This window comes from Metallosphaera tengchongensis (genome assembly GCF_013343295.1).
Lineage (GTDB): Archaea > Thermoproteota > Thermoprotei_A > Sulfolobales > Sulfolobaceae > Metallosphaera > Metallosphaera tengchongensis.
In genome coordinates this window covers 810,910-831,172 of record NZ_CP049074.1, presented here as the reverse complement: position 1 = coordinate 831,172, position 20,263 = coordinate 810,910, and the positions used below count along the sequence as shown (strand labels likewise).

19 protein-coding genes, 3 tRNA genes and 1 rRNA gene are annotated in these 20,263 nt (G+C 42.8%); 13 read left to right on the top strand and 10 right to left on the bottom strand.

Annotation, left to right across the window (positions count from 1 at the left end; translation table 11 throughout):
* Genes rpsB through GWK48_RS04370 form a run of 7 tightly spaced genes read left to right on the top strand, consistent with a single transcriptional unit; the run spans position 1 to position 5,841 of the window.
* Positions 1–678, top strand: coding sequence for a 30S ribosomal protein S2 (gene rpsB / locus GWK48_RS04400; protein WP_174629969.1), 678 nt, complete (start codon positions 1–3; stop codon positions 676–678).
* Complete coding sequence (amrB, locus tag GWK48_RS04395; protein WP_174629967.1) at positions 675–1,523, top strand: AmmeMemoRadiSam system protein B; 849 nt, start codon at positions 675–677, stop codon at positions 1,521–1,523. Before rpsB ends, amrB begins: the two co-directional genes overlap by 4 nt.
* On the top strand, positions 1,501–2,154 hold the full coding sequence (locus GWK48_RS04390) for a hypothetical protein (RefSeq protein ID WP_174629965.1): 654 nt from the start codon (positions 1,501–1,503) through the stop codon (positions 2,152–2,154). The genes amrB and GWK48_RS04390 overlap by 23 nt, the downstream gene beginning before the upstream one ends.
* Complete coding sequence (locus GWK48_RS04385; RefSeq protein WP_246263907.1) at positions 2,106–2,798, top strand: isopentenyl phosphate kinase; 693 nt, start codon at positions 2,106–2,108, stop codon at positions 2,796–2,798. The genes GWK48_RS04390 and GWK48_RS04385 overlap by 49 nt, the downstream gene beginning before the upstream one ends.
* Positions 2,795–3,895, top strand: a complete 1,101-nt coding sequence (fni, locus tag GWK48_RS04380) for a type 2 isopentenyl-diphosphate Delta-isomerase (RefSeq protein WP_174629963.1) — start codon at positions 2,795–2,797, stop codon at positions 3,893–3,895. The genes GWK48_RS04385 and fni overlap by 4 nt, the downstream gene beginning before the upstream one ends.
* The gene (gene gds, locus GWK48_RS04375; protein ID WP_174629961.1) at positions 3,895–4,878 is read left to right on the top strand and encodes a geranylgeranyl diphosphate synthase; all 984 of its coding nucleotides are present in this window, start codon (positions 3,895–3,897) and stop codon (positions 4,876–4,878) included. Before fni ends, gds begins: the two co-directional genes overlap by 1 nt.
* Before the next feature lie 3 nt (positions 4,879–4,881).
* Positions 4,882–5,841: an MraY family glycosyltransferase gene (locus GWK48_RS04370; RefSeq protein ID WP_174632537.1), complete on the top strand. Its 960-nt coding sequence runs from the start codon at positions 4,882–4,884 to the stop codon at positions 5,839–5,841.
* A 477-nt stretch (positions 5,842–6,318) separates the two neighbouring features.
* Here GWK48_RS04370 and GWK48_RS04365 read toward each other — a convergent pair.
* Together GWK48_RS04365 and GWK48_RS04360 are read right to left on the bottom strand one after the other, a co-directional pair.
* Positions 6,319–6,404 (bottom strand) — tRNA-Asn (locus GWK48_RS04365).
* A 299-nt stretch (positions 6,405–6,703) separates the two neighbouring features.
* Positions 6,704–6,779 (bottom strand) — tRNA-Pro (locus GWK48_RS04360).
* 212 nt (positions 6,780–6,991) lie between these two features.
* On the opposite strand from GWK48_RS04360, the gene GWK48_RS04355 reads away from it, so the two are divergent.
* Positions 6,992–7,078 (top strand) — tRNA-Arg (locus GWK48_RS04355).
* A gap of 151 nt (positions 7,079–7,229) precedes the next feature.
* On the opposite strand, the gene rpl7ae is transcribed toward GWK48_RS04355, so the two are convergent.
* The 7 genes from rpl7ae to map form a co-directional block, all read right to left on the bottom strand.
* Positions 7,230–7,607 carry a 50S ribosomal protein L7Ae gene (rpl7ae, locus tag GWK48_RS04350; RefSeq protein ID WP_174629960.1) on the bottom strand — a complete coding sequence of 126 codons (378 nt, stop codon included), beginning with the start codon at positions 7,605–7,607 and terminating at the stop codon, positions 7,230–7,232.
* Positions 7,608–7,668: 61 nt separating this feature from the next.
* Positions 7,669–9,384 carry a glutamate--tRNA ligase gene (locus GWK48_RS04345; protein ID WP_425487486.1) on the bottom strand — a complete coding sequence of 572 codons (1,716 nt, stop codon included), beginning with the start codon at positions 9,382–9,384 and terminating at the stop codon, positions 7,669–7,671.
* Complete coding sequence (locus GWK48_RS04340) at positions 9,385–10,053, bottom strand: phosphoglycolate phosphatase (RefSeq protein WP_174629956.1); 669 nt, start codon at positions 10,051–10,053, stop codon at positions 9,385–9,387.
* On the bottom strand, positions 10,050–11,213 hold the full coding sequence (locus GWK48_RS04335; protein WP_174629954.1) for an HD domain-containing protein: 1,164 nt from the start codon (positions 11,211–11,213) through the stop codon (positions 10,050–10,052). The genes GWK48_RS04340 and GWK48_RS04335 overlap by 4 nt, the downstream gene beginning before the upstream one ends.
* 37 nt (positions 11,214–11,250) lie before the next feature.
* A 5S ribosomal RNA gene (gene rrf, locus GWK48_RS04330) occupies positions 11,251–11,358 on the bottom strand.
* 238 nt (positions 11,359–11,596) lie between these two features.
* On the bottom strand, positions 11,597–12,742 hold the full coding sequence (locus tag GWK48_RS04325) for a DUF1512 domain-containing protein (RefSeq protein WP_174629952.1): 1,146 nt from the start codon (positions 12,740–12,742) through the stop codon (positions 11,597–11,599).
* A gap of 59 nt (positions 12,743–12,801) precedes the next feature.
* Entirely contained in the window at positions 12,802–13,695 is an 894-nt protein-coding gene (gene map, locus GWK48_RS04320; RefSeq protein WP_174629950.1) for a type II methionyl aminopeptidase, read from the bottom strand.
* Between the two features lie 53 nt (positions 13,696–13,748).
* On the opposite strand from map, the gene GWK48_RS04315 reads away from it, so the two are divergent.
* Genes GWK48_RS04315 through GWK48_RS04300 form a run of 4 tightly spaced genes read left to right on the top strand, consistent with a single transcriptional unit; the run spans position 13,749 to position 18,219 of the window.
* Positions 13,749–14,429 carry a metal-dependent hydrolase gene (locus GWK48_RS04315; protein ID WP_174629949.1) on the top strand — a complete coding sequence of 227 codons (681 nt, stop codon included), beginning with the start codon at positions 13,749–13,751 and terminating at the stop codon, positions 14,427–14,429.
* 4 nt (positions 14,430–14,433) lie between these two features.
* On the top strand, positions 14,434–15,831 hold the full coding sequence (pheS, locus tag GWK48_RS04310; protein WP_174629947.1) for a phenylalanine--tRNA ligase subunit alpha: 1,398 nt from the start codon (positions 14,434–14,436) through the stop codon (positions 15,829–15,831).
* A complete protein-coding gene (gene pheT / locus GWK48_RS04305; protein ID WP_174629945.1) occupies positions 15,831–17,459 on the top strand; it encodes a phenylalanine--tRNA ligase subunit beta in 1,629 nt (542 codons plus the stop codon). The genes pheS and pheT overlap by 1 nt, the downstream gene beginning before the upstream one ends.
* Before the next feature lies 1 nt (position 17,460).
* The gene (locus GWK48_RS04300) at positions 17,461–18,219 is read left to right on the top strand and encodes an alpha/beta fold hydrolase (protein WP_174629943.1); all 759 of its coding nucleotides are present in this window, start codon (positions 17,461–17,463) and stop codon (positions 18,217–18,219) included.
* Positions 18,220–18,234: 15 nt separating this feature from the next.
* Here the strand turns inward: GWK48_RS04300 and GWK48_RS04295 are convergent, their stop codons facing one another.
* Positions 18,235–19,014, bottom strand: a complete 780-nt coding sequence (locus GWK48_RS04295; protein ID WP_425487493.1) for a nicotinamide mononucleotide deamidase-related protein — start codon at positions 19,012–19,014, stop codon at positions 18,235–18,237.
* A 41-nt stretch (positions 19,015–19,055) separates the two neighbouring features.
* On the opposite strand from GWK48_RS04295, the gene GWK48_RS04290 reads away from it, so the two are divergent.
* The gene (locus GWK48_RS04290; RefSeq protein ID WP_174629940.1) at positions 19,056–20,261 is read left to right on the top strand and encodes an aminotransferase-like domain-containing protein; all 1,206 of its coding nucleotides are present in this window, start codon (positions 19,056–19,058) and stop codon (positions 20,259–20,261) included.
* The last annotated feature ends 2 nt before the right edge of the window (positions 20,262–20,263 follow it).

Below are 20,263 nucleotides of genomic sequence, written 5' to 3'. Positions count from 1 at the left end.
ATGAGCGAGAACGAAAGGGGTACTCAATTAACCGAGGAAGAAAAAGAAGAGATGCAGAGAGGTGAAAGAGGAGCAACAATAGAGCTTCTTGTCCATTTAGATAACTATCTCTCTGCAGGTGTCCACATAGGGACCCATACTTGTACAAGGTATATGGAGAGGTTCATCTACAGAGTAAGGCCAGAAGGTCTTTATGTCTTGGACGTAAGGAAAATAGACGAGCGATTAAGGGTCGCTGCGAAGTTTTTGGCAAGGTTCCAGCCTCAGTCAATACTCGCAGTAGCGTCCCGTCCTTATGCCTTTACTCCAGTCCAGAAATTCGCCGAGGTAATAGGCGGAAGATCTGTAGTAGGTAGGATGGTTCCTGGTATGCTTACGAATCCCTATCTAGAAGACTATATTGAACCTGAGGTTCTGTTAGTTTCGGATCCCAGAACCGACCTTCAGGCGATAAAGGAGGCAGCAGATGTGGGAATACCGGTAGTGGCGTTTTCAGATACTGATGCTAAAATAGACTACGTTGATCTGGTAATACCATCCAATAACAAGGGTAGGAAATCTCTAGCTCTGTTATACTGGATATTGGCTAGGCAAATACTTAGGGAGAGGAAGGAGATCCCATTAGATGGAGACATACCTGTAAAGGTTGAAGAATTCGAGGTGAAATTATCTCAGTGATTAGGAGGCCTGCTGTCGCTGGATCTTTTTATGAAGACGATCCCCTAAAGCTGAGAGAGAGAATAAAATGGTCCTTTTTGCATCCTGTGGGTCCAGGAAAGATCCCACAACTAGGCTCCAGATCCGGTCCTAGAGAGAACCCGATATTTATCGTACCTCACGCAGGCTACATTTATAGTGGACCCGTGGCAGCTCATTCTTACTACTACCTTGTCTCTGAGGGAAAGCCAGACCTTGTTATAATATTAGGTCCAAACCATACGGGTTACGGTTCTGAGGTTTCAATATGGCCTGAAGGAGATTGGGAAACTCCTCTGGGCTCAGCCAGGGTACAACGGTCTTTAGTCAAGGAATTGGTCTCCCTTTCGGAAGTAGTGGATATTGACGAGAAAGCTCACCTTTATGAACACTCCATAGAAGTCCAGCTACCGTTTATGCAATATTTCTTTGACTTGAATATCCTTCCAATTACCATCCTGATGCAAACTCCTGAGATAGCTAGTTTCGTAGCAGAAGGCATATGGAGATTTATCAAAGCACATCCTGATATGGATATAGTAGTGTTGGCGAGTTCGGATTTAAATCATTACGACCCTCACGAGCAGACCTTAGAGAAGGACCAGTTGGTGATAAATCAGATCGTTGACCTGAACTACAAGGAGCTCTATAGGGTTGTGGAAGAGGACGATGTTACTGTCTGCGGGTACGCTCCCATAATGGCATCTTTAATTCTATCCAAGAAGATGGGAAAGAAACCTCATATCCTAAAGCACGCGACTTCTGGGGATACTTCTGGTGATAAGTCCTCTGTGGTAGGTTATCTTGCGGTCAGATTTGGAGATTGAAGCGCCACTTCTTCTTTCAGGGTTAGGTATACAGGGTATAAATAACCCTTTCCTGATTGTGAAATCAAAATTCATTTCAGAAAGAGTGGAGAAACCTAGTTGGTGGGAAAGGTTCAGAGACACGTTTAAGGAGGCTACGGGTTTCTCCCCGCTTGAGGTAAAGCTCCCCCAGATTCCCATGCTCTCCCAATATGTTTACGGATCCCTCATTGCAATGGAAGACCTAGCCAACAAGATCTCATTGGCTAAGAACGAGATCTGGGATGTCCTTGACTTGATCGACCAGGCATTATTTGACTTGGGCGTCCTGAGAGGAATGAGAAAAGTGCAGAGAGAATCGACGTCAATTTTATACAGAGAGGGTGAGGATCCCATCGAAGTAAGGATTAAACTCCCCCGCGTTAAGTTCTTGTTCAAGTACCCATTACCCGAGGCACTCTCCTTAGATAACGCTCTCACTCACTTTGCGGGCTTGATCACAGTGAAAATGAGTGAGGGGTTGAGTGATGATCTGATCAGATCAGAGAACGGCTTATGGCACGTAATTTATGGTCTACCTACCCCATACTTTGGAAAATGGAAATGGATATGGGATTCTATATGGGCGTGCCTCGTAGAGTTCTTAAGTTAGGAGGAAGCGTTTTAACGTGTAAATCTGTTCCATACTGCTTAGATGTTGCTGTGACGAGGCAGTGTCTAAGTGAGCTAAGGGACTTCTCACAAGGTCTAGTTTTAGTTCACGGCGGAGGTAGTTTCGGTCACTATGAAGCGTCTAAGAGAGCCCCAACTAGGATACAGCTTACTGCAGTCTCGATGCAAGAACTTAACGCATACATCATGAGGGAAATCTCGGTTCTAGGGATAAGAGCTTTCCCAATACCTGGTAGATATTTTAACATGGAACACTTGGAGCGAGTGATTGAACTGGGGTACATGCCAGTCATTTACGGCGATGTCAGGGAAAACGGGGAAATAGTTTCAGGGGACGACCTAACCATAGCTATTGCAAAAAAGTACTCCTTGACAGCCCTCTTCGCTACCGACGTTGACGGTGTAATTGTAAACGGGAAAGTCGTGTATGAGCTTGATAGGTTGGAGGACTTTGTAGGCTTAGAACACGACTCCTACGACGTTACAGGAGGGATGGCAGAAAAATTGAGGAAGATATTTACCGCTAACGTGAATTCCTTAGTATTTAACGGAAAGAGGAAGGGAAATATTTTTAACGCATTGAAGGGAGAGAGGATAGGCACACTTATCAAGGTGAGGGAATGAGCTTAATAAATAGGAAACTAGAGCACGTTGAGATATGTCTTTATGAGGACGTCGAGGAAATTGTTTCAACTCTTCTGGAAGACGTCGTCTTAATTCATCAAGCTATCCCAGGGATAAGCGTAAAGGATATCGACACGAGAACGAGCTTTCTGAAAAAGCAAATCTCAATGCCTTTGATGGTCACAGGGATGACTGGGGGACACCAGGAGTTGGGTAAAATAAACTCCACAATAGCAGAGGTAGTTGAGGAAATGGGATTAGCTATGGGAGTAGGGAGCCAGAGGGTAGGGATAGAAAAACCAGAGACTGCAGAGAGCTTCAGAGTTACCAGGAAAATGGCGCCAACTGCCCCGCTGGTAGCCAATCTAGGACTTCCCCAGGTTGTCAAAGGGTACGGTATAAAGCATTTTAAGGATGCGGTCCAGATGATCGAAGCAGATGCCATTGCAGTACACCTTAACCCGGCTCAAGAGCTGTTTCAACCTGAGGGAGAACCGGATTACCCAGTATCAGCCCTAGGTACCTTAAGGGATATTTCCAAGGAGTTGGGGGTCCCTGTCATAATTAAGGAATCTGGGACCGGAATCTCGATGGAAACAGCTAAGATTCTTTTCGATTATGGCTTCTCCATAATAGATGTATCCGGTCAAGGTGGCACGAGCTGGATCGCAGTGGAAGCTGTCAGAAATAGAAGGAAAGGAAACTGGAAGTATAACAGCTCCAAACTCTTCTCGGGTTGGGGAATACCCACAGGTGCATCCTTAATTGAAACTCGCTATGCAGTTCCAGATGCCTTCTTGATAGCTAGTGGTGGAATTAGGACCGGGTTGGACGTAGCTAAGTCCATAGCTTTAGGGGCAAATATAGCTGGGATGGCAAACCCAGTACTCCATAGGGCAACTCAAGGCAAGGCCCAACTAAGAAAGTTCTTTGAAGAGGTTCATTTTGAACTCAAGTCAGCAATGTTTCTCACAGGGTCTAAAGATATTTCAGCCTTGCGGCGAGCCCCCTTAGTCATATGGGGAAGGCTAAGGGAATGGGTTGAGAGCAGAGGATTAACCTTATCTACATATGAAAATATAAGAAAGAGAGCGTAATGGGATTAAAGGAATATTTTGAGGACATAGCGACAAAAGTTAATAGTGTAATGTTATCTTTTCTGCAAGGGAATATCCAAGAGCTTTATGGGGCCTCCAGGTATCTAATCGAAGCTGGAGGGAAAAGGCTTAGGCCTATAATGGTAGTTCTAGCAGCCGACATCTTAGGGGGCGACCAGACCAGAGCCCTGCTAGCAGGTGCAGCGGTGGAAGTTTTACATAACTTCACCCTGATTCACGATGATATTATGGACCAGGACGCCCTAAGGAGAGGCTTGCCCACCGTTCACGTGAAGTGGGGTGTACCCACAGCCATATTAGCTGGAGACCTCCTCCACGCTAAGGCCTTTGAGATTTTAACTGAGTCCGTAAAGGGACTGGATTCGGACAGAATCTACAAAGCTTTCAGCTGTTTCTCGAAATCAGTAATAATAGTTTCGGAGGGGCAAGCTATGGACATGGATTTTGAAAAGAGGTGGGACGTCAAGGAGGAGGAATACATAGAGATGATAAGGAAGAAGACAGCACAACTTTTCGCATGTTCAGCCTATCTGGGAGGGCTGGTGGCAGGTGGATCTGAGGAGAACTTGAGGAATTTATATGAGTATGGAGAAAATATAGGTATAGCATTTCAAATTGTCGATGATATTTTAGGCCTGACTGCTGACGAAAAGGAGCTTGGGAAACCAGTGTTCAGTGATATAAGGGAAGGTAAGAAAACGATCTTAGTTATAAGGGCACTGGAAGTAGCTAACAAGAAGGAGAGGGAGGTAATACTAGAAGGACTCGGTTCCAACGATCCAGTAAAGATAAAGGAGACAGCACAGGTACTTTCATCCATATCCTTAACCTATGCTCAATCTCTAGCTTCTCACTATTATAATAAGGCTTTGAGTGCACTAAATAGTGTAGAAGCTAAGAACACGAAGGCTCTGGAAGGTCTAAAGGAGATAGCAGACTTGGTAATAAAAAGGCGAAAATAATTGATGGATGTAATAATACCAGTCGTAGTGGCAATAGTGGTCACCTTTTTATCAACCAAGTGGGTAATCAAGGCCTCTGCAAATAGAGGATTAGTAGGTAAGGACGTAAACAAACCGGATAAACCGGAAGTCCCGATTCTGGGCGGAGTGGGTATTCTATCTGGCTTCATTGCAGGTAACTTCGCGCTTTTAGTGTTGGATCAAGAGTTCGCAGGAATAATAACTTCAGTTCTGTTGTCGTCTCTCATAATAGGATTTTTAGGTCTATTAGATGACATCCTTAACCTTAAGCAGTCAGCCCGTGCGGTAATGCCGATTTTCGCTTCAGTTCCCTTGGCAATATATAGCGTAGGACACTCAGTCATTTCCATTCCTTTTGTTGGATTAGTGAATTTTGGTCTTCTCTACTACGTTCTAATAATTCCCATGTCTCTTACTATCTCATCTAACGCATTTAACATGTTGGAAGGACTTAACGGTCTAGGTACAGGAATGGGTCTCATAATGGCTTCTACACTGGCTGTAATAGGTTTAACTAGAGCAGGTGTAACAGCAGAAGCTGGCGAGATCGCGCTTATATTAGCAGTTGTACTAGCGGTATTCCTTTACTTTAACAAGTATCCTGCTAAGGCATTTTTAGGGAATATTGGTACTTATCTTATAGGGGCCGCTATTGGCTCTATTGGAATATCGGGCTACATGTATACAGCCTTAGCTGTGCTATATCTTCCGTACGTCGCTGAGTTTATATTAAAGGCCAGGACGAAATTTAAGGGCGTATCATTCGGTAAGGTAGGGAGTGACGGAGCACTATATTGGGACACTATCCCAAACTCTTTGACTCATGTTGTAATGAAAATGGGGAAATTTAGGGAGTACCAAATAGTTGTAGTTCTATGGAGCGTCGAGATAATCTTTGCCGTATTAGCTTACGTATTACAGACAGTAGTTATTAGGATCTGAGTCACTTTATTTGTTTTATTAAGTTATTGGATGATTTCAAGACTTTTTCTAATTTATCACCCTTTACGTTAGTCTCACACATTGCTCAAGAAGTACCTCACCGGTAATACCGTTAAATCCTATACACCCCTCAGTAGTCCCATGGATGCTGAAGTGTTTTAGTTGAACCATCATACCTTACATTGAATTTAGGAGTAACTATTCATCAACCTCCTCATGATACCTTGTGGTTATGGTTCAGTCTTCCATGGTAGTAGCCCTTTTCCTCTCTTGATTTTCCCTTCTCGAAATGTAACTGACCTCCTCCCCGCCCTAAAGGGAGAGGCTTGTCGTTCTCCTTATCGAGGATATAAAAACACTTTTACTGAAATCTTTTGGAACGCAGTTAAACCGTAGCTTTCAATGTTTTATAAAAATTAAAAGGTCTATGAACTTGACGTTAAAACGTTGCATTAAAAATGTGGGGAAACCCCACAACGCCGCGGGACGGACTCGAACCGTCGACCGCCCGGTGTCTGCATTTAGTTAACAGCCGGGCGCTCTGCCGACTGAGCTACCGCGGCATAGGCAATTATCATAACTACAAATCCCATTTAAAACTTTCCCCACAGATGCGAGAAATCTGACCATCTCGAGAAGCATCTAAGTTGATCACACCCTAAAAATCAATCCTACCTTTTCTTTAAATTTTGGGCTAGAAGGCAATTTATATTGTATTAATAACTTTAATTAGAAACATAACTCATTAATCATATGTCTTAAAAGATCATAAGTGCTCTTGAATATTGATAGGAATTCATGGAATATCAATTCCTGATTCGATAATAAGGACGTTCTTCCCTTTCCATGGAGCTCCTAAGAATGGGGCCGAGGGGATTTGAACCCCCGATTACCAGGGCCCAAGCCTGGCGTCCTGGCCCAGACTAGACGACGGCCCCTTATTGTAAGACTACATAGCCTCTCGCATTATAAACTTATTCCCTTGAAAATGGAGGAGTCCAAGTACAGAGATTAGGTCAATCCTTTTCCCTGAGTACATCTAAGGGTCGCGTCAAGGGGCAAGCAATCAAGTTATATTTAGATTCCCGCGTTGGGCTATAGCCAAAATAAAAGAGTAAATCTTTTTTGATAGACCCGTAGTTATATGCATGGACCCGTAGCTCAGCCAGGATAGAGCGCCGGCCTTCTATGGGCCGAAGTGAGCCGAGGGTCGGGGGTCCGAATCCCCCCGGGTCCGCATAATATGTATCCGATCCGACTTCTGGTCTTAAGTATTATAGTCTAGTAAATTTTATGTTATTGTAATTTTCTAGCTAAAGAAGACGATTCAACTATAAAAAATTATACAGTGCCTTAGAATTCTAGAGGAGTTATAATATTCTAAAAAATCAAGATTTTCCTACTATTTCTGAAACTCTTCTTAGTACTTCATCCAATACATCCTTTCCTTGCCCGGGATCAACTATGGCGGCTGCTGAGGCTCCAACCTGGAGTCCGCAGGCTTCACCAATTCCCTTCTTGGAGGGGACGTAGATGTATGGTATTTTCTTTTCCTCGCACAGAGGGGGTAGATGTGCTACTATCTCCTCCGGTTGAACGTCTTCGGCTATCAGTACTAGTTTAGCTTGCCCCCTTTCTATTGCTTTGGTAGCTTCGTTAGTTCCTTTCCTAATTTTCCCGGTTTCCTTTGCCTTTTTCAACGCTTCAAGCGCTTTCTCCGCCAACTCGGGCGGTACCTCAAATTTTACATAAGATGGTTTGGACATTGCGTTCATCCTCCTTCTTGTGTCGTCACGCTAGGTGGATTAATAGTATGGAGTTAAAAAGTTACTCATGTGAGAATATCATCTCATACTTATCTTGATCAGCTTTGTCAACCCGAGCGAAGCCGTATCTAATTAGTTGTACTATATCCCCATCTTTAAGCCTCCTGAAATAACCCTCACCGTATCCTTCCTTAACTTCAGTATTGGAATTAGGCTCAGCTCTCAAAAGTCTGACTTTGACACTCTCGCTTACCTTAACCCATTGCACAATATTGGCTCCCAACTTCTTGGCCGAGTCTAAGTCTTGGCTGACGTATTCCAATGAGTTACCCATTATTTTGACATTACACAAATCCATCAATCTGACAATCTTTCCTTCTCCTTCTTTGAGATCCCTCTCATCTAAGTAAATTTCATCTCCAGGATTTACAGTAATCTCTCTGACTTCCTGTTTTGATGGGGTTAACGGTATAACTGCCCTCATGGGTTGGGGTATGTTCAATTTAAGTGAGTTAGACGGAACTACAAACATCACCCTCTTGGCAACTGGGTCTAAAAGCTTCCTGTTTAGGGAGGCAACATTCATGAAGCTAATCGTTGCGTCTGTAACCTTAAGCCCCACTTGAATAATCAGTTCTCTGATCGTCTCAGGAATGATGCCCCTTCTTCTAAGTCCCGCAATGGTAGGAAGTCTTGGATCGTCCCTCTGGCTTCCAGTCTCCATCATACCCCTTATCTTCGACTTGCTCATCATAAATCCCTCTAGCTTCAATCTGCCGAACTGGAGGATCTCTGGGACGTTCCATCCCAAGTATTTATAGACCCACTTCTGTTTCTCGGTATTTGACATGTGCTCTTTCGCCCTCAATATGTGGGAAATCTCGTAATCATGATCGTCCACTGCTGTTGCGAAATTGTAAGTTGGCCACACTACATATTTATCTCCAGTTATGGGATGTGGGTTCTTCTTTGTGTTTATCACTCGAAGCATAACCCAATCTATTTGTGAGGGATCTGGATCATTGGGATCGGTCTTTATTCTTACTACAGCTTCCCCTTCCTGGAAGGCCCCTTTCAGCATCTTCTCCCATAATTCCAAGTTCTCCTCTACAGAGTTATTTCTAGGCTTGTATGGGTCCCCTTTTTTCGCCAAATTATCTCTCCACTTCTTAAAGTCCTTGTCACTTCCAGTGTCAATGTAGGCGTGACCTTTCTCAATTAGCATCTTAGCTACTTCATAGTATCTATCCATTCTACTGGAGGCAGAGAACTTGTAATCCCACTTTATTCCCAACCATGCAAGATCCTCCTCTATCCAGTTGTAGGCTTCCTTTAATGGTTTCTTTATTTTAGGGTCGGTGTCATCGAACCTCAATATGAATTTGCCCTTATACATTTTAGCATATTCGAAGGAGAGGACTGCAGCCCTTGCGTTCCCTAAGTGAATTGGGCCATCAGGATTTGGGGCAAACCTAGTAACGACCGTCCCCTTAACGTTGGGAAGTTCTGGAAGGGTCTTTTTCTCCTCGACTCTTCTCTCCTCCAAAAGTTCAGGATATTTCTTTTCTAGCTCCCTTCTTTGGTCCTCAGGAACCATGGAGTTGACTTGTTGGACTATTTTGTTAGCAAGCTGAACAATTTCTTTCGCTCTCGACTTAAGCTCAGGATGCTCTGCAAAAACTTTGCTGACAACAGGTCCTACCTGGGCCTTCCCTTCATGTTTTACAGCATTGGCTAGAGCGTACTTATATATAGTTTCTTCTAGATCCATTTCCACTCATCCCAAAATCATTTCAATGAATTCCGTAAAGCCGGCCCCGCTTTTTAATTTGAGCTTTACGTTAGCTTCTTTAACAAGATCTGGATCAGCGTTGCCTACCGCAGCTTTTACTTTGGCATACGTAAACATCTCTATGTCGGTCCTTGAGTCCCCAATTGCACCAACTTTCTCACTTTGTACTCCTACTAACTCTAGGAGCCTTTTCACACCAGCTCCCTTTCCTCCAGGTTTTCCCGCTAAATGTAGGGCATACCCGCTACTTTGAACAACAAGGCCTCTCTCATCAGCCCAGGCCTTAATCTCCGGGGTTATTTGAGCTGGAGTGAAACCGAAGTCTGACTTCCTGAACTCGTTCTGCCAACTTTCCCTTAAATTGAATTTATTGCGAAAATCCTCCACTACACTCCTGGGAATTGTTTCGCACACCCTTTCAGTCTGAAAGTTATAATACACGAAACACCCATTCTCGGCTACTATCCCTCCTGTTATTCCTAAATAGTTGTAGAGCCCCCTTAGAACTGGGTATGAGTTTCCGCTTACCAATGCGACCCTTATTCCAGCTCTCTCAGCCCTTCTAAGGGCCTCAATCGCTCTCGTGTCCAACAAGTACGTGCCCCTATCCATGGTTAAGGTTCCGTCTAGATCTGTTAGAATTAGCTCTATCACATGAATTCCCTAGCTCTATCTACAAATCTTCTATCCACATAAATCCTTCTGATTACTAGCTTTTCTGGAATAGACTGCAAGAGAGTAGGGTATCTATCAACTGTCACCTCAACTTCCTTAGAGATAATTGAGATCCTACTCTTGTCAAAGATAGTTATTGACTCCTCATACGGATAAAGGAAATCCTCTGGAATTACTCTGTTTAGTGTTTCTGTAGCCTCCCTAAATTTACTGTCATCCTTTTCGTTATAGGATATTTCATCGAATACTACTTTTGGGCCCCTCCTGTCTAAGAAGTCCTTTATCCTCTCTGCGAAATCGCTGTTGGGGTTCTCTCTATAGCATTTGTAAAGTGATCCAAAGACCCATTCGTCATCCCAATAGGGAAACGTCTGATTGGAAATGGTTTCTCTCACGTCTTTGACTTCTATGCTTTCGCACTCCTCCAACAACCTAGAGTAGAGGTTCGTCAGAAATAATTCGTAACCAAGTATAGTTTTATGATAATAAACGGCTTGGTACATATGTAACCTTGACAGGTAAAAATTTTCAAGACTTATTATCCCTTTATCTCTCACCGAGATCCCTTTTTCCTTATACATGATGGTGAAAATCAGTCTGTCTAGATCTATCCTTCCCAGCTGTATTCCTGTGTGAGTGGAATCTCTAACTAAATAATCCATTCTATCGACGTCTACGTCTCCATCTATGATGGATGTCAATAAACTCGATCCGGAAAAAATGTCAGATATTTCTCTTGGATCAAATCCATAATTTGAAAGTGAGTCACCAAACGACCCACGTAGTAGCAGGTCCCTAACTTCCTTATTTCCCAAACCTTGCTTCAAGTAGTAGGCCTCTATGGCATGACTAAAGGGAAACTGACCTATATCGTGGATTAGGGAGGCAACTTTCACTACGTTTAATTCGTCCTGGTTTATTATCCCCTCATGCACTAGTCTTTGTCCTATTTTGTTGGTTAAATAATAGGTCCCCAAAGAGTGGCTAAATCGGGTGTGAGTAGCCCCAGGGTATACTATATAAGCAAGGCTAGTCTGCCTTATTCTTCTCAGTCTCTGGAACTCTGGCAAATCTATTAGGTTTACCGAGGCATCGTCAAGCTCAATAGTTCCATAAACCTCATCAAAAATCCTTTTCATGTACCGAAAATCTAAACACAAAATAATAAGTCCATCCCAGTTTGGAGTAGCTACGGGCCCTTTCGGATCCCACAGCACCTCCAACGCGGAGGACTTAACTTCCGGGTTCGAGATGAGACCGGGTGTTGCTCCCCCGCTATGACCGGGTGGACAATTATATATTGGGCTACCTTCTTAAAAAATTATTTCTTAGGTGTTACGGACTCAGCATATATTCCTGCTATGTACAACGGTCCATTATCCTTGGGGCAATTCCCAACCAGTTTTAACACAAAGTCCCCTACCTGAAACTCCCTTTCTTGAGTATAGTCGCACTGAGTACACTTTATCACTGTTTTTACCTTGAGGGTTTGTTTGGAATCAACACTAATTGCCATAAAATATCACTGGGCTATCCCGGCAGTATTTCCAACGCCGACCAACACTACTGTGCTACCTGGTTTGGTTCTCTCAAGTATTATCCTCTTTACGAACTCTATTGCTTTGTCCGCTGCCTGGTAAACTTCTTTCCTCATTTCAGTGATTGCCTCTTCCATACTCATCTTGACTATAACTGCATCTATAGGTATTCCGTACTTTACTGCTACTCTCTCTATGGCTATCTTTTCGGGTCCAGGGTCGCCCATCGCAACACCCATACCCTCCGCAACGCTTCCCGTCTCCTCCCCTTCTAATTTTAGTGCAGCGTCCACTGTGATAATCCTCGATATCCTGCCATTCTCCCTCTCAATGACGTTCTGAACACCCTCCCCGGGCGTTCCAACGGTAGCCATAGGTCCCTCGGCTTTAACTATGATTAACTTTCTTCCCTCGAATTCTAGGGTTCCAGCAACTGTGTCTTTGCTTACTGTAAACTTTTGATCAGCCTTCATCAAAAATCTAGAAGCCACTAGTGGACCTAAGCCGTCTCCTATAGGTATGCCTTGGAGGAATACCTTCTGTGCCTTAGCATATGCCTCGGCATACTTAACGTAAATTGGGGCAACCATCTGTAACTGATACATTATCATTATACTGTTTAGCTTCTTAGCCATTATTAGATAATGCCTTATGACTTTGTAAATTAAGTTTAGAGCGTTCACAACTTCAGCCGAGATCTCAATCTGACTTCTCGTCATTGGATCGATATTAGGGGAAACTGTAGTTATCATCTCTCTAACAGCGTCCTCGTTACTTCTCATTAGAAGTTTCATTCGATTTATTATGTCAGTTGGCTCCACGCTTACTGGGTCTATAACAAATCTATCTATAACTCTATCAATGAAAGCCTTAGGATCTGAAAATCCTTTATCCTTCAATAACTTCTCTGTTAAACCCCTCGAATCCTTAAGGAAACCCTCTATCATTTGTAGCTTTTGTTCCACATCTCTGCTCAAAAACATTATTTGAGTCTTCTGCTGTACTCCAGGGAAGAAAGATATTGCTAATAAAGCAATGAAAAATATGTAGAATATGTATGAGAACGCCAAGGCAGCGCCGCTCTGGCCTTGACTGCTAGTTTGCGCGAGAGCAATTATCAGACTGTTCATAATCTTCGTATAGAGTCGCGATTGTGAGAAATTAAACTTTTATCAAAGTATCCAAAAGCTCATGTTAAAACCGTGGTTTCCTTTTCGCTAACGTAGACAGTATGCTCAAACTGAGATACCATTCCCTTTTTAACCTCCATTAGGACAGGATATGAATGAAGAACTCCTCTTTTGCTAAGTGTCTTAAGGGTTACTTCCACTTCCTCCTTGCTCCCTAGATCTTTTAGCCATCTTTCTGAGAAGGGAAGGGTTTTAAAACGTTTATCTATTTCTTCTATGAACTTTTTTTCGATCTCAGTAAGGCCTTTCGACGTCCTTGATCTGAGGGCATATATGGTAACATCTTTGCCTTCCACCACTTCTCCGCCACCGTCGGTTGCAAAAGGTTCAATGGCATAGGTGTAACCACTAGTTATTTTCCCAGGAATTCTTTCGTAAACGTTGGGGACGAAAATTCCCGCATGAAGCTCATATCTTCGGACCAAATGTCCACCCAGATTCCTTACAGGTTTGAATCCGTACATCTTTATCGTCTTTTCTATTACCTTACCTATCTCTGAGAGCTGTACCCCTGATCTGAAATTTGCAATAGCAGCAGTTAGAGCGTCCTTGGCCGCCATCGCTAGTTTTTCCATCTTTTCGTCTAAGTAAACCGTAACTGCAGTATCTGTAATGTAACCATCTATGTGAGCTCCTATATCAAGTTTCACAACGGCGTTCTCTGGGATGACCTTCTCGTCTCCTATAACTGGGCTATAATGTGCTGCCTCATTGTTAATGGATAGATTACAAGGGAACGCAGGTTTAGCTCCCTCATCAATGATGATTTTCTCTACGGTCTCACAGACATTTATGACCTTTTCAGAGGGTCTTATCATCTTGGCTCCAGCATCTCTTGCTTTAGCAGCTATCTGTCCGGCCCTTATTATCAGTTTAAGTTCTTCCTCAGTCATATGGAGAATATGATTGACGAAATTTTTATTTTTAGTCTCATTACATCTTAAACATGCCTCAATTAAGATGGCTAGGCCATGCGGCTGTGGAAATTACTTTAATGGGGAAAAGGATTGTGATAGATCCCCTCATTAAGAACAACCCGTTATCTCCAGTAAAGCTTGGTTATTTCCAAGGAGTTAATATCGTCGGTGTAACCCATGACCATTATGATCACCTAGGGGACACAGTGGAGATTCTTAACATGAACAAAAACGCTGTCTTATACACAACCTTTGACTTGGCAATGTATGTTGCAAACCAGTTTAAAATTCCAGAAAGTCAAATAATTCCAGCTAACATAGGTGGGTATGTAGAACACGAGGGTATACGCTTAGCTTTAACTAAGGCTGTACATTCAAGCGAGCATAGTGACCCATCAGGTATTATAGTTTCTGATGGAAATAGAACAATATATCACGCAGGAGATACAGGACTGTTTAAGGATATGGAGCTAATTGGGGAAACTTTCAGACCCGATTACGTACTTTTACCTATTGGAGGGAGGTTTACAATGGATCCTGTCCAGGCCATTAAATCTGTTGAGATGCTAAAGCCCAAGAAAGCGGCAATTCCCATTCACTTCAACACCTGGGATATGATAAAGGTAGATCCACAAATTTTCATAAAAGGAGTTAAAGAGAGGGGTTATGAGGCAATCCTTCTTCAACCAGGCCAGTCCATAGAGTTGTAGAGTAATGTTAAGCGATTCAGAGCTAAAGATTATTTCTTTCTTAAAGTCAAAAAAGGTCGCCACATCTGATGAAATATCTAAAGAGACTGGATTACCCCTAAGCACGGTTTTTAGTAATCTGGCACTACTGGAGTCCAAAGGCATTGTTAAAGTAATTTCTGATAAAAAAATACAGTATATATCCCTAACATCTGAGGGGGAGAGCAGGCTAAGGGACGGAATGCCTGAGGACAAATTGTTAAGGCTCTTGAACGGGAATGTGGGAAACTTACAAGAGTTAAGGTCTAAGATGGGTTCGGACTTCGAGATCGCTCTGGGCTGGGCTAAGAGAAAGGGGTTGGTTGAGCTTAACGGAGAAGAAATCAAGCCTCTTGTTAAGGATTATTCGTCGCCTGAGAATACGTTGCTCTTAAAACTCAGAAATGGAGACTCACTGAACGAAAATGAAATTCAAACGCTAATGAAAAGGAAATTAGTTGAACGCAAAGAGCGTCGACTAGTTGAGGTCGAGCTTACCCAAGATGCAGTATCGAAACCACAAGAGCTGTATCTTACCCATGAGATGCTTGTAAGTGGATCATGGAGAGGTAAGGAGTTTAAACCGTATAACGTTGAGGCATTGCCACCTTTCTATCCTATAGGAAAATCCCATTATTTTAGAGATTTTATTGAAAAAGTGAAAGATCTTATGATAAGTCTAGGATTTAAGGAAGTGGTCAGCGATTACGTGGAAATGGAGTTCTACAATTTTGACATGCTATTCCAGCCACAAGATCACCCAGCAAGGGAAATACATGACTCGTTTATTGTTAATGGACACGGAAGCCTTCCCAATGAAGAGTTAGTGAGGCGAGTCAAAGATACGCATGAAAAGTGGTGGAAATACTCTTGGAGTGAAGAGAATGCCAAGAGGTTGGTGCTAAGGAGTCAGACCACTGCAGTTACAGCTAGAGTTCTCTCTAAATCCCCAAAGAACGCGAGGGTATTCACAATCGGTAAGGTATTTAGGCCAGACTCTATTGACGCTACTCACCTGGTTGAGTTTCATCAGATGGATGGCCTAGTTATAGAAGATGAGTTTACCTTCAGGGACTTGCTTAGCACCTTACGTGATATTTTTTCAGGACTTGGAGTAAAGCAGATTAAGTTTAAGCCAGCTTACTTCCCATTCACAGAGCCCAGCGTAGAGGTATACGGTTTTGTAGACCCGTTGGGTTGGGTAGAAATGGCCGGAGCAGGTCTTCTTAGGGAAGAGGTGACCAATCCTTCAGGGGTCTATGCGCCAGCTGGTGCGTGGGGTATTGGAATAGACAGGTTAGCTATGCTTTTCCTTGGAGTTAAAGACATTAGGGATCTCTACTCGACAAATATTGAGTATCTGAGATCTAGGAGGGTAGTCTAATGCCAACTGTGAACCTCAATAAGTGGATCCTTCAGTCCATGACAGGATTGAGTAAAGAGGAAATATCCGATTATCTGTTTAAGCTTAAATCTGAGGTTAATGAGATAGACCAGGACACAATTTCTGTAGAAGTCAACGCAGATAGACTTGATATGTTAGGTCTAGGAGGGATAGTTAGGGCCCTGAAGGGAATAAGCGGAAAGGAGAAGGGAGAGAGAAAATACTCGGTAAATGAGACCGAATATGTATTAGAGGTCGGTGATGTACCTTCAAGACCCTTCGCTTTGGCTTGCGTGATCTATAACGTCAGACTTAACCCAGAATTTTATCTCAAAGAATTGATACAATTCCAAGAAAAGCTTCACGATACTATAGGTAGAAGAAGGAAAAAGGTTGCCATAGGTATACACGACTTGAAGAAAGTGAAGGGGAAAATTATAAAGTACATTAACCTTCCACTGTCATCCACTTTCGTACCGCTGAATCAGAGTAGAGAAATGAGTGTGGCTGAGGTTCTTAAAGAGACAGAACAAGGAAGGATATATGGGAATATCTCTGTGAGAAATGGAATGACACCGGCAATAGTTGACGTGGAGGGGGTACTAAGTATCCCTCCTGTTATAAATTCAGAAAGAACAAGGATCAGTGGAGAAACTACCTCACTACTGATTGACGTCACTGGAACCAATTTTGATGCGGTTTATCAAACCTTGGATCTTCTATCCACAAATCTTGCCGAATTGGGAGCGGAGATAGGATCAGTAGTGGTCAAGGGAACCAAGGAGTTTAAGTCTCCTTTATTAAATCACGTCAACGTGTCAGCAAATGTATCCAATATTAATCGCCGATTGGGTACTGACCTTGATGGAGGAGAAATTGTTAGGTTAATTCAGAAAATGAGGATGGACGCAAGTTTAGACGGAGACGAAATAAGAGTAATAGTTCCACCATACAGGGTCGATATTATGACTTATGCCGACTTGGCTGAGGACGTGGCAATGGCAGTAGGGTACGATAACTTTTCTCTTACCCAGGGTAGCAGTCAAGGGTTAGGGACGCTTTCGGAGAGAAGCTCATTCTACAGGAAATTGAGGTCGTTACTGATAGGTGCCCAATTTCAGGAGATCTACACCTTAGTTTTGATGAAATCCTCATATCAGCTTGCAGGGGACTACGTTAAAGTTGAGAATCCCATATCAGTGGATTATGATTCTGTTAGAAACTCCCTCATGTGGAATGTTCTGCTTTTCCTAGCTAATAATCAACACTCAAGGTTTCCAATTAGAGTGTTTGAGATTGGTGAGACGGTGAAGGCTAAGGCTGAGAGTGACACCTCTTATTTGAACGAACTTAGGGTTTCCTTAGGAATAATGGATAGTAAGGTTAGCTATGAAGGCTTACAAGCTCCTTTACATGAGGTTATCTCTAACCTTACTGGGAGAACTCCAAGTTATCAAGCAGTTGAAGATAAACTCTTTATAAAGGGTAGGTGTGCAAACATATACATGGAAGGTCAGCAAATTGGAATTCTAGGAGAGGTTAGCCCAGAGATCTTGTCGAATTATGGAGTTCTCTATCCCGTGGTTCTTGCCGAGCTTTACTTAGATAAAATAATGGGGATGGTCTAAATTGCCTATTCTAGAGCTTAAAGACGTAGACATTTACTATGAAGTTGAAGGGAGCGGGTCTCCTGTTGTACTTATCCACCATTTAGCTGGATCTACCAAGAGCTGGAAGTACGTTAAGCCTCTACTAGCCTCACGATATACTGTGATTTCCTTCGATCTGAGGGGGCACGGCAGGTCTTCTGTTCCAAACTATGGTTACACGATAGAGGATATTGCAGTTGACCTTGTGAGCTTACTTGAGTACCTCAATGTGAGGGATGAAACGCTAGTAGGGCATTCGTTGGGTTCCCTGGTAGCTCTTGAGACCAGCCTAAGAAGGGGATCGGATTCTCTAGTCCTCGTGGGCGCCCTTTACAAGGCACCCGACCCTATACCCTACCAGTCATATATGGATGTCGCGTTAAGATATGGTATGGAGGGATTGGCATATTACAGAAAGATTAGGGGAGAGTTTTCTGAGTTACTTTCGACCAACTACTATATGTGGAGAGATTTAGTCGAACTCTATAAGGAGACCAGCGTTTTAGGATACGTGAATGCAGTGAAAGGTCTATTATCGGCTAAAAATTACGAGTCCTTAATACCTCAGTTAGATAAGGTAACTCTCGTCTACGGAAGTGAGGACAGATTAAAGGGCAACAGTGAGGTTTTTTCTAAAGCAAAGAGGTATATATACAAAGAACTGGAAGGTATTGGTCACTTCGTAAACTTGGAGTCTCCGGTTGATCTAGCATCTATCATAAACCTTCAAGCCAAGTGAACCTCGAAACGTCTTTTAGACAACGACTCCTCCCATAGACTTTACCTTATTTTTAATTTCCTCTATCGCACTTTTGACCTTGTAAACTGCCTCGTCCTTTGTTTTTCCGTTTGCGCTCACTTGAATTTCCAAGCTAGGACTAAGTGTCTCGTGACCTTTGGGATGAGTTTTGATGTAAATGTTGGTTTCCTTAACTAACCTTTTGATAAAAGGGGCAAGTTCAGACTCCATTACCCCCTTAACTGTGAAGAACTCCTCGTAGTAATATATGTCGGGTTTGAATCTGAGATACTCCTTTAGGTATTTCTCCAAGATACTCTCCATTTCCCTAGGAACACCTGGAGTGAGTAGTATATCTGTGCCAGGTAAGGAGATCAAAACTCCAGGGGCTATTCCAACTTCATTTCTAATTGCAATAGCACCGACTGGTAACATTGCCATTTTTAACCTTTCTTCTGTCAACTGTAGTCCTCTACTCCTATACTTTTCCAAAATCTCTGAATAGGCTTCCTTATTCAGTTCTATTTTCAGGTTTAACGCGTTCGCAACACCTTCCACTGTCATATCGTCATATGTAGGGCCCAATCCTCCACTGGTAACTAGGAGCATTGGGTTCCTGCTTAAAATTTCCTTTACCGCGTCATGAATGTCCTTCAAGTTGTCTCCCACTGTGGTTATCCTCCTGACTGTGAATCCCAACAGTGTTAACTTAGATGCTATGTGGGTAGCATTAGTGTTGACTGTCCTTCCATTTAATAGCTCATTTCCTATTGTGAGGATCTCGGCGTTATACATCTTACACATAATAATAAAAACTAAGTTGTAATATAGCTATCATGGGTAAATGGGAAAGTTTCTTCTCAAAAGATACTCAGTTACTAAAGTCGTCGGAAATAAGGGATTTGCTTAAGCTCACTGAGGGAAGAAACGTAATAAGTTTTGCCGGAGGACTGCCAGATCCTTCCACTTTTCCTGTTGAAGATATAAAGAAAATAACCAACGAAATCCTTGAGTCAAAGTCCTCGCAAGCCCTTCAGTATACTGCGACGGCAGGAGTATCTGAACTCAGAGAACAACTAGTTTCCTTCTCAAATCTCCGAGGGATATCAAATATCACCCAGAATAACATTTTCGTTAGCGTAGGTAGCCAAGAGGCTCTTTATATTCTTTTCAATGTTCTTGTAAACCCAGGAGATCATGTCTTTGTAGAGAAACCCACATATTTGACTGCCCTTAACGTGCTCAGAACCAGGAGGCCTGAGTTCCATGGCGTTCCTATTAGCGAGAGGGGTCCAGATCTTCACGAAATGGAAAGGCAGTTGAAGAATCTTCAAAGTGAGGGTAAGAAAGTCAAGCTTCTGTACATAATTCCTACAGCTCAGAATCCCGCAGGTACAACAATGTATATGGAAGACCGAAAATATGTCATGGAATTGGCTTCCAAGTACGATTTTCTAGTGGTTGAGGATGACGCCTATGGATTTCTGGTTTTCGATGGTGATAATCCCCCACCACTTAAAGCTCTGGATAAGGAGGGTAGAGTGATATATCTGGGAACTTTTAGCAAGATACTCTCCCCAGGTCTAAGGTTGGGGTGGATCGTTGCAGATGAAGAGATAATCAGGGAGGTTGAACTGTTCAAACAGAACGTAGATCTTCATACACCATCCTTTAATCAATTCATAGCAGCCGAAGCCATTAGGAAGGGCGTAATACAAAACAATTTACCTAAAGTAAAGTCATTGTATAAGGAGAAAAGAAATCAGATGTTAAGTGCAATGGATGTATACTTCCCCTCCAATGTAAAAAGAACGAGACCAGTGGGAGGAATGTTCGTGTTTGTATGGCTTCCAGGTAACTTAAACACCACGCAATTACTCCAACAAGCAATGATGCAGGGTGTAGCCTACGTCCCTGGAAATAGCTTCTACTACGATTATTCTGGCACTAATACCATGAGAATAAACTACAGCTTCCCATCGAAAGAAGAAATAAACAAGGGAATAGAGATACTGGGCAATCTAATCAAATCTAAGATATAGAA

Excerpts from the sequence above, each read along its gene's own strand:
- map (WP_174629950.1), bottom strand. The coding sequence starts at position 13,695 with ATGACTGAGGAAGAACTTAAACTGATAATAAGGGCCGGACAGATAGCT.
- pheT (WP_174629945.1), top strand. The coding sequence starts at position 15,831 with ATGCCAACTGTGAACCTCAATAAGTGGATCCTTCAGTCCATGACAGGA.
- GWK48_RS04290 (WP_174629940.1), top strand. The coding sequence starts at position 19,056 with ATGGGTAAATGGGAAAGTTTCTTCTCAAAAGATACTCAGTTACTAAAG.
- GWK48_RS04370 (WP_174632537.1), top strand. The coding sequence starts at position 4,882 with ATGGATGTAATAATACCAGTCGTAGTGGCAATAGTGGTCACCTTTTTA.
- gds (WP_174629961.1), top strand. The coding sequence starts at position 3,895 with ATGGGATTAAAGGAATATTTTGAGGACATAGCGACAAAAGTTAATAGT.
- fni (WP_174629963.1), top strand. The coding sequence starts at position 2,795 with ATGAGCTTAATAAATAGGAAACTAGAGCACGTTGAGATATGTCTTTAT.
- GWK48_RS04295 (WP_425487493.1), bottom strand. The coding sequence starts at position 19,014 with ATGTATAACGCCGAGATCCTCACAATAGGAAATGAGCTATTAAATGGA.
- GWK48_RS04325 (WP_174629952.1), bottom strand. The coding sequence starts at position 12,742 with ATGAACAGTCTGATAATTGCTCTCGCGCAAACTAGCAGTCAAGGCCAG.
- rpsB (WP_174629969.1), top strand. The coding sequence starts at position 1 with ATGAGCGAGAACGAAAGGGGTACTCAATTAACCGAGGAAGAAAAAGAA.
- GWK48_RS04315 (WP_174629949.1), top strand. The coding sequence starts at position 13,749 with ATGCCTCAATTAAGATGGCTAGGCCATGCGGCTGTGGAAATTACTTTA.
- pheS (WP_174629947.1), top strand. The coding sequence starts at position 14,434 with ATGTTAAGCGATTCAGAGCTAAAGATTATTTCTTTCTTAAAGTCAAAA.
- GWK48_RS04385 (WP_246263907.1), top strand. The coding sequence starts at position 2,106 with ATGGATATGGGATTCTATATGGGCGTGCCTCGTAGAGTTCTTAAGTTA.
- GWK48_RS04335 (WP_174629954.1), bottom strand. The coding sequence starts at position 11,213 with ATGAAAAGGATTTTTGATGAGGTTTATGGAACTATTGAGCTTGACGAT.
- rpl7ae (WP_174629960.1), bottom strand. The coding sequence starts at position 7,607 with ATGTCCAAACCATCTTATGTAAAATTTGAGGTACCGCCCGAGTTGGCG.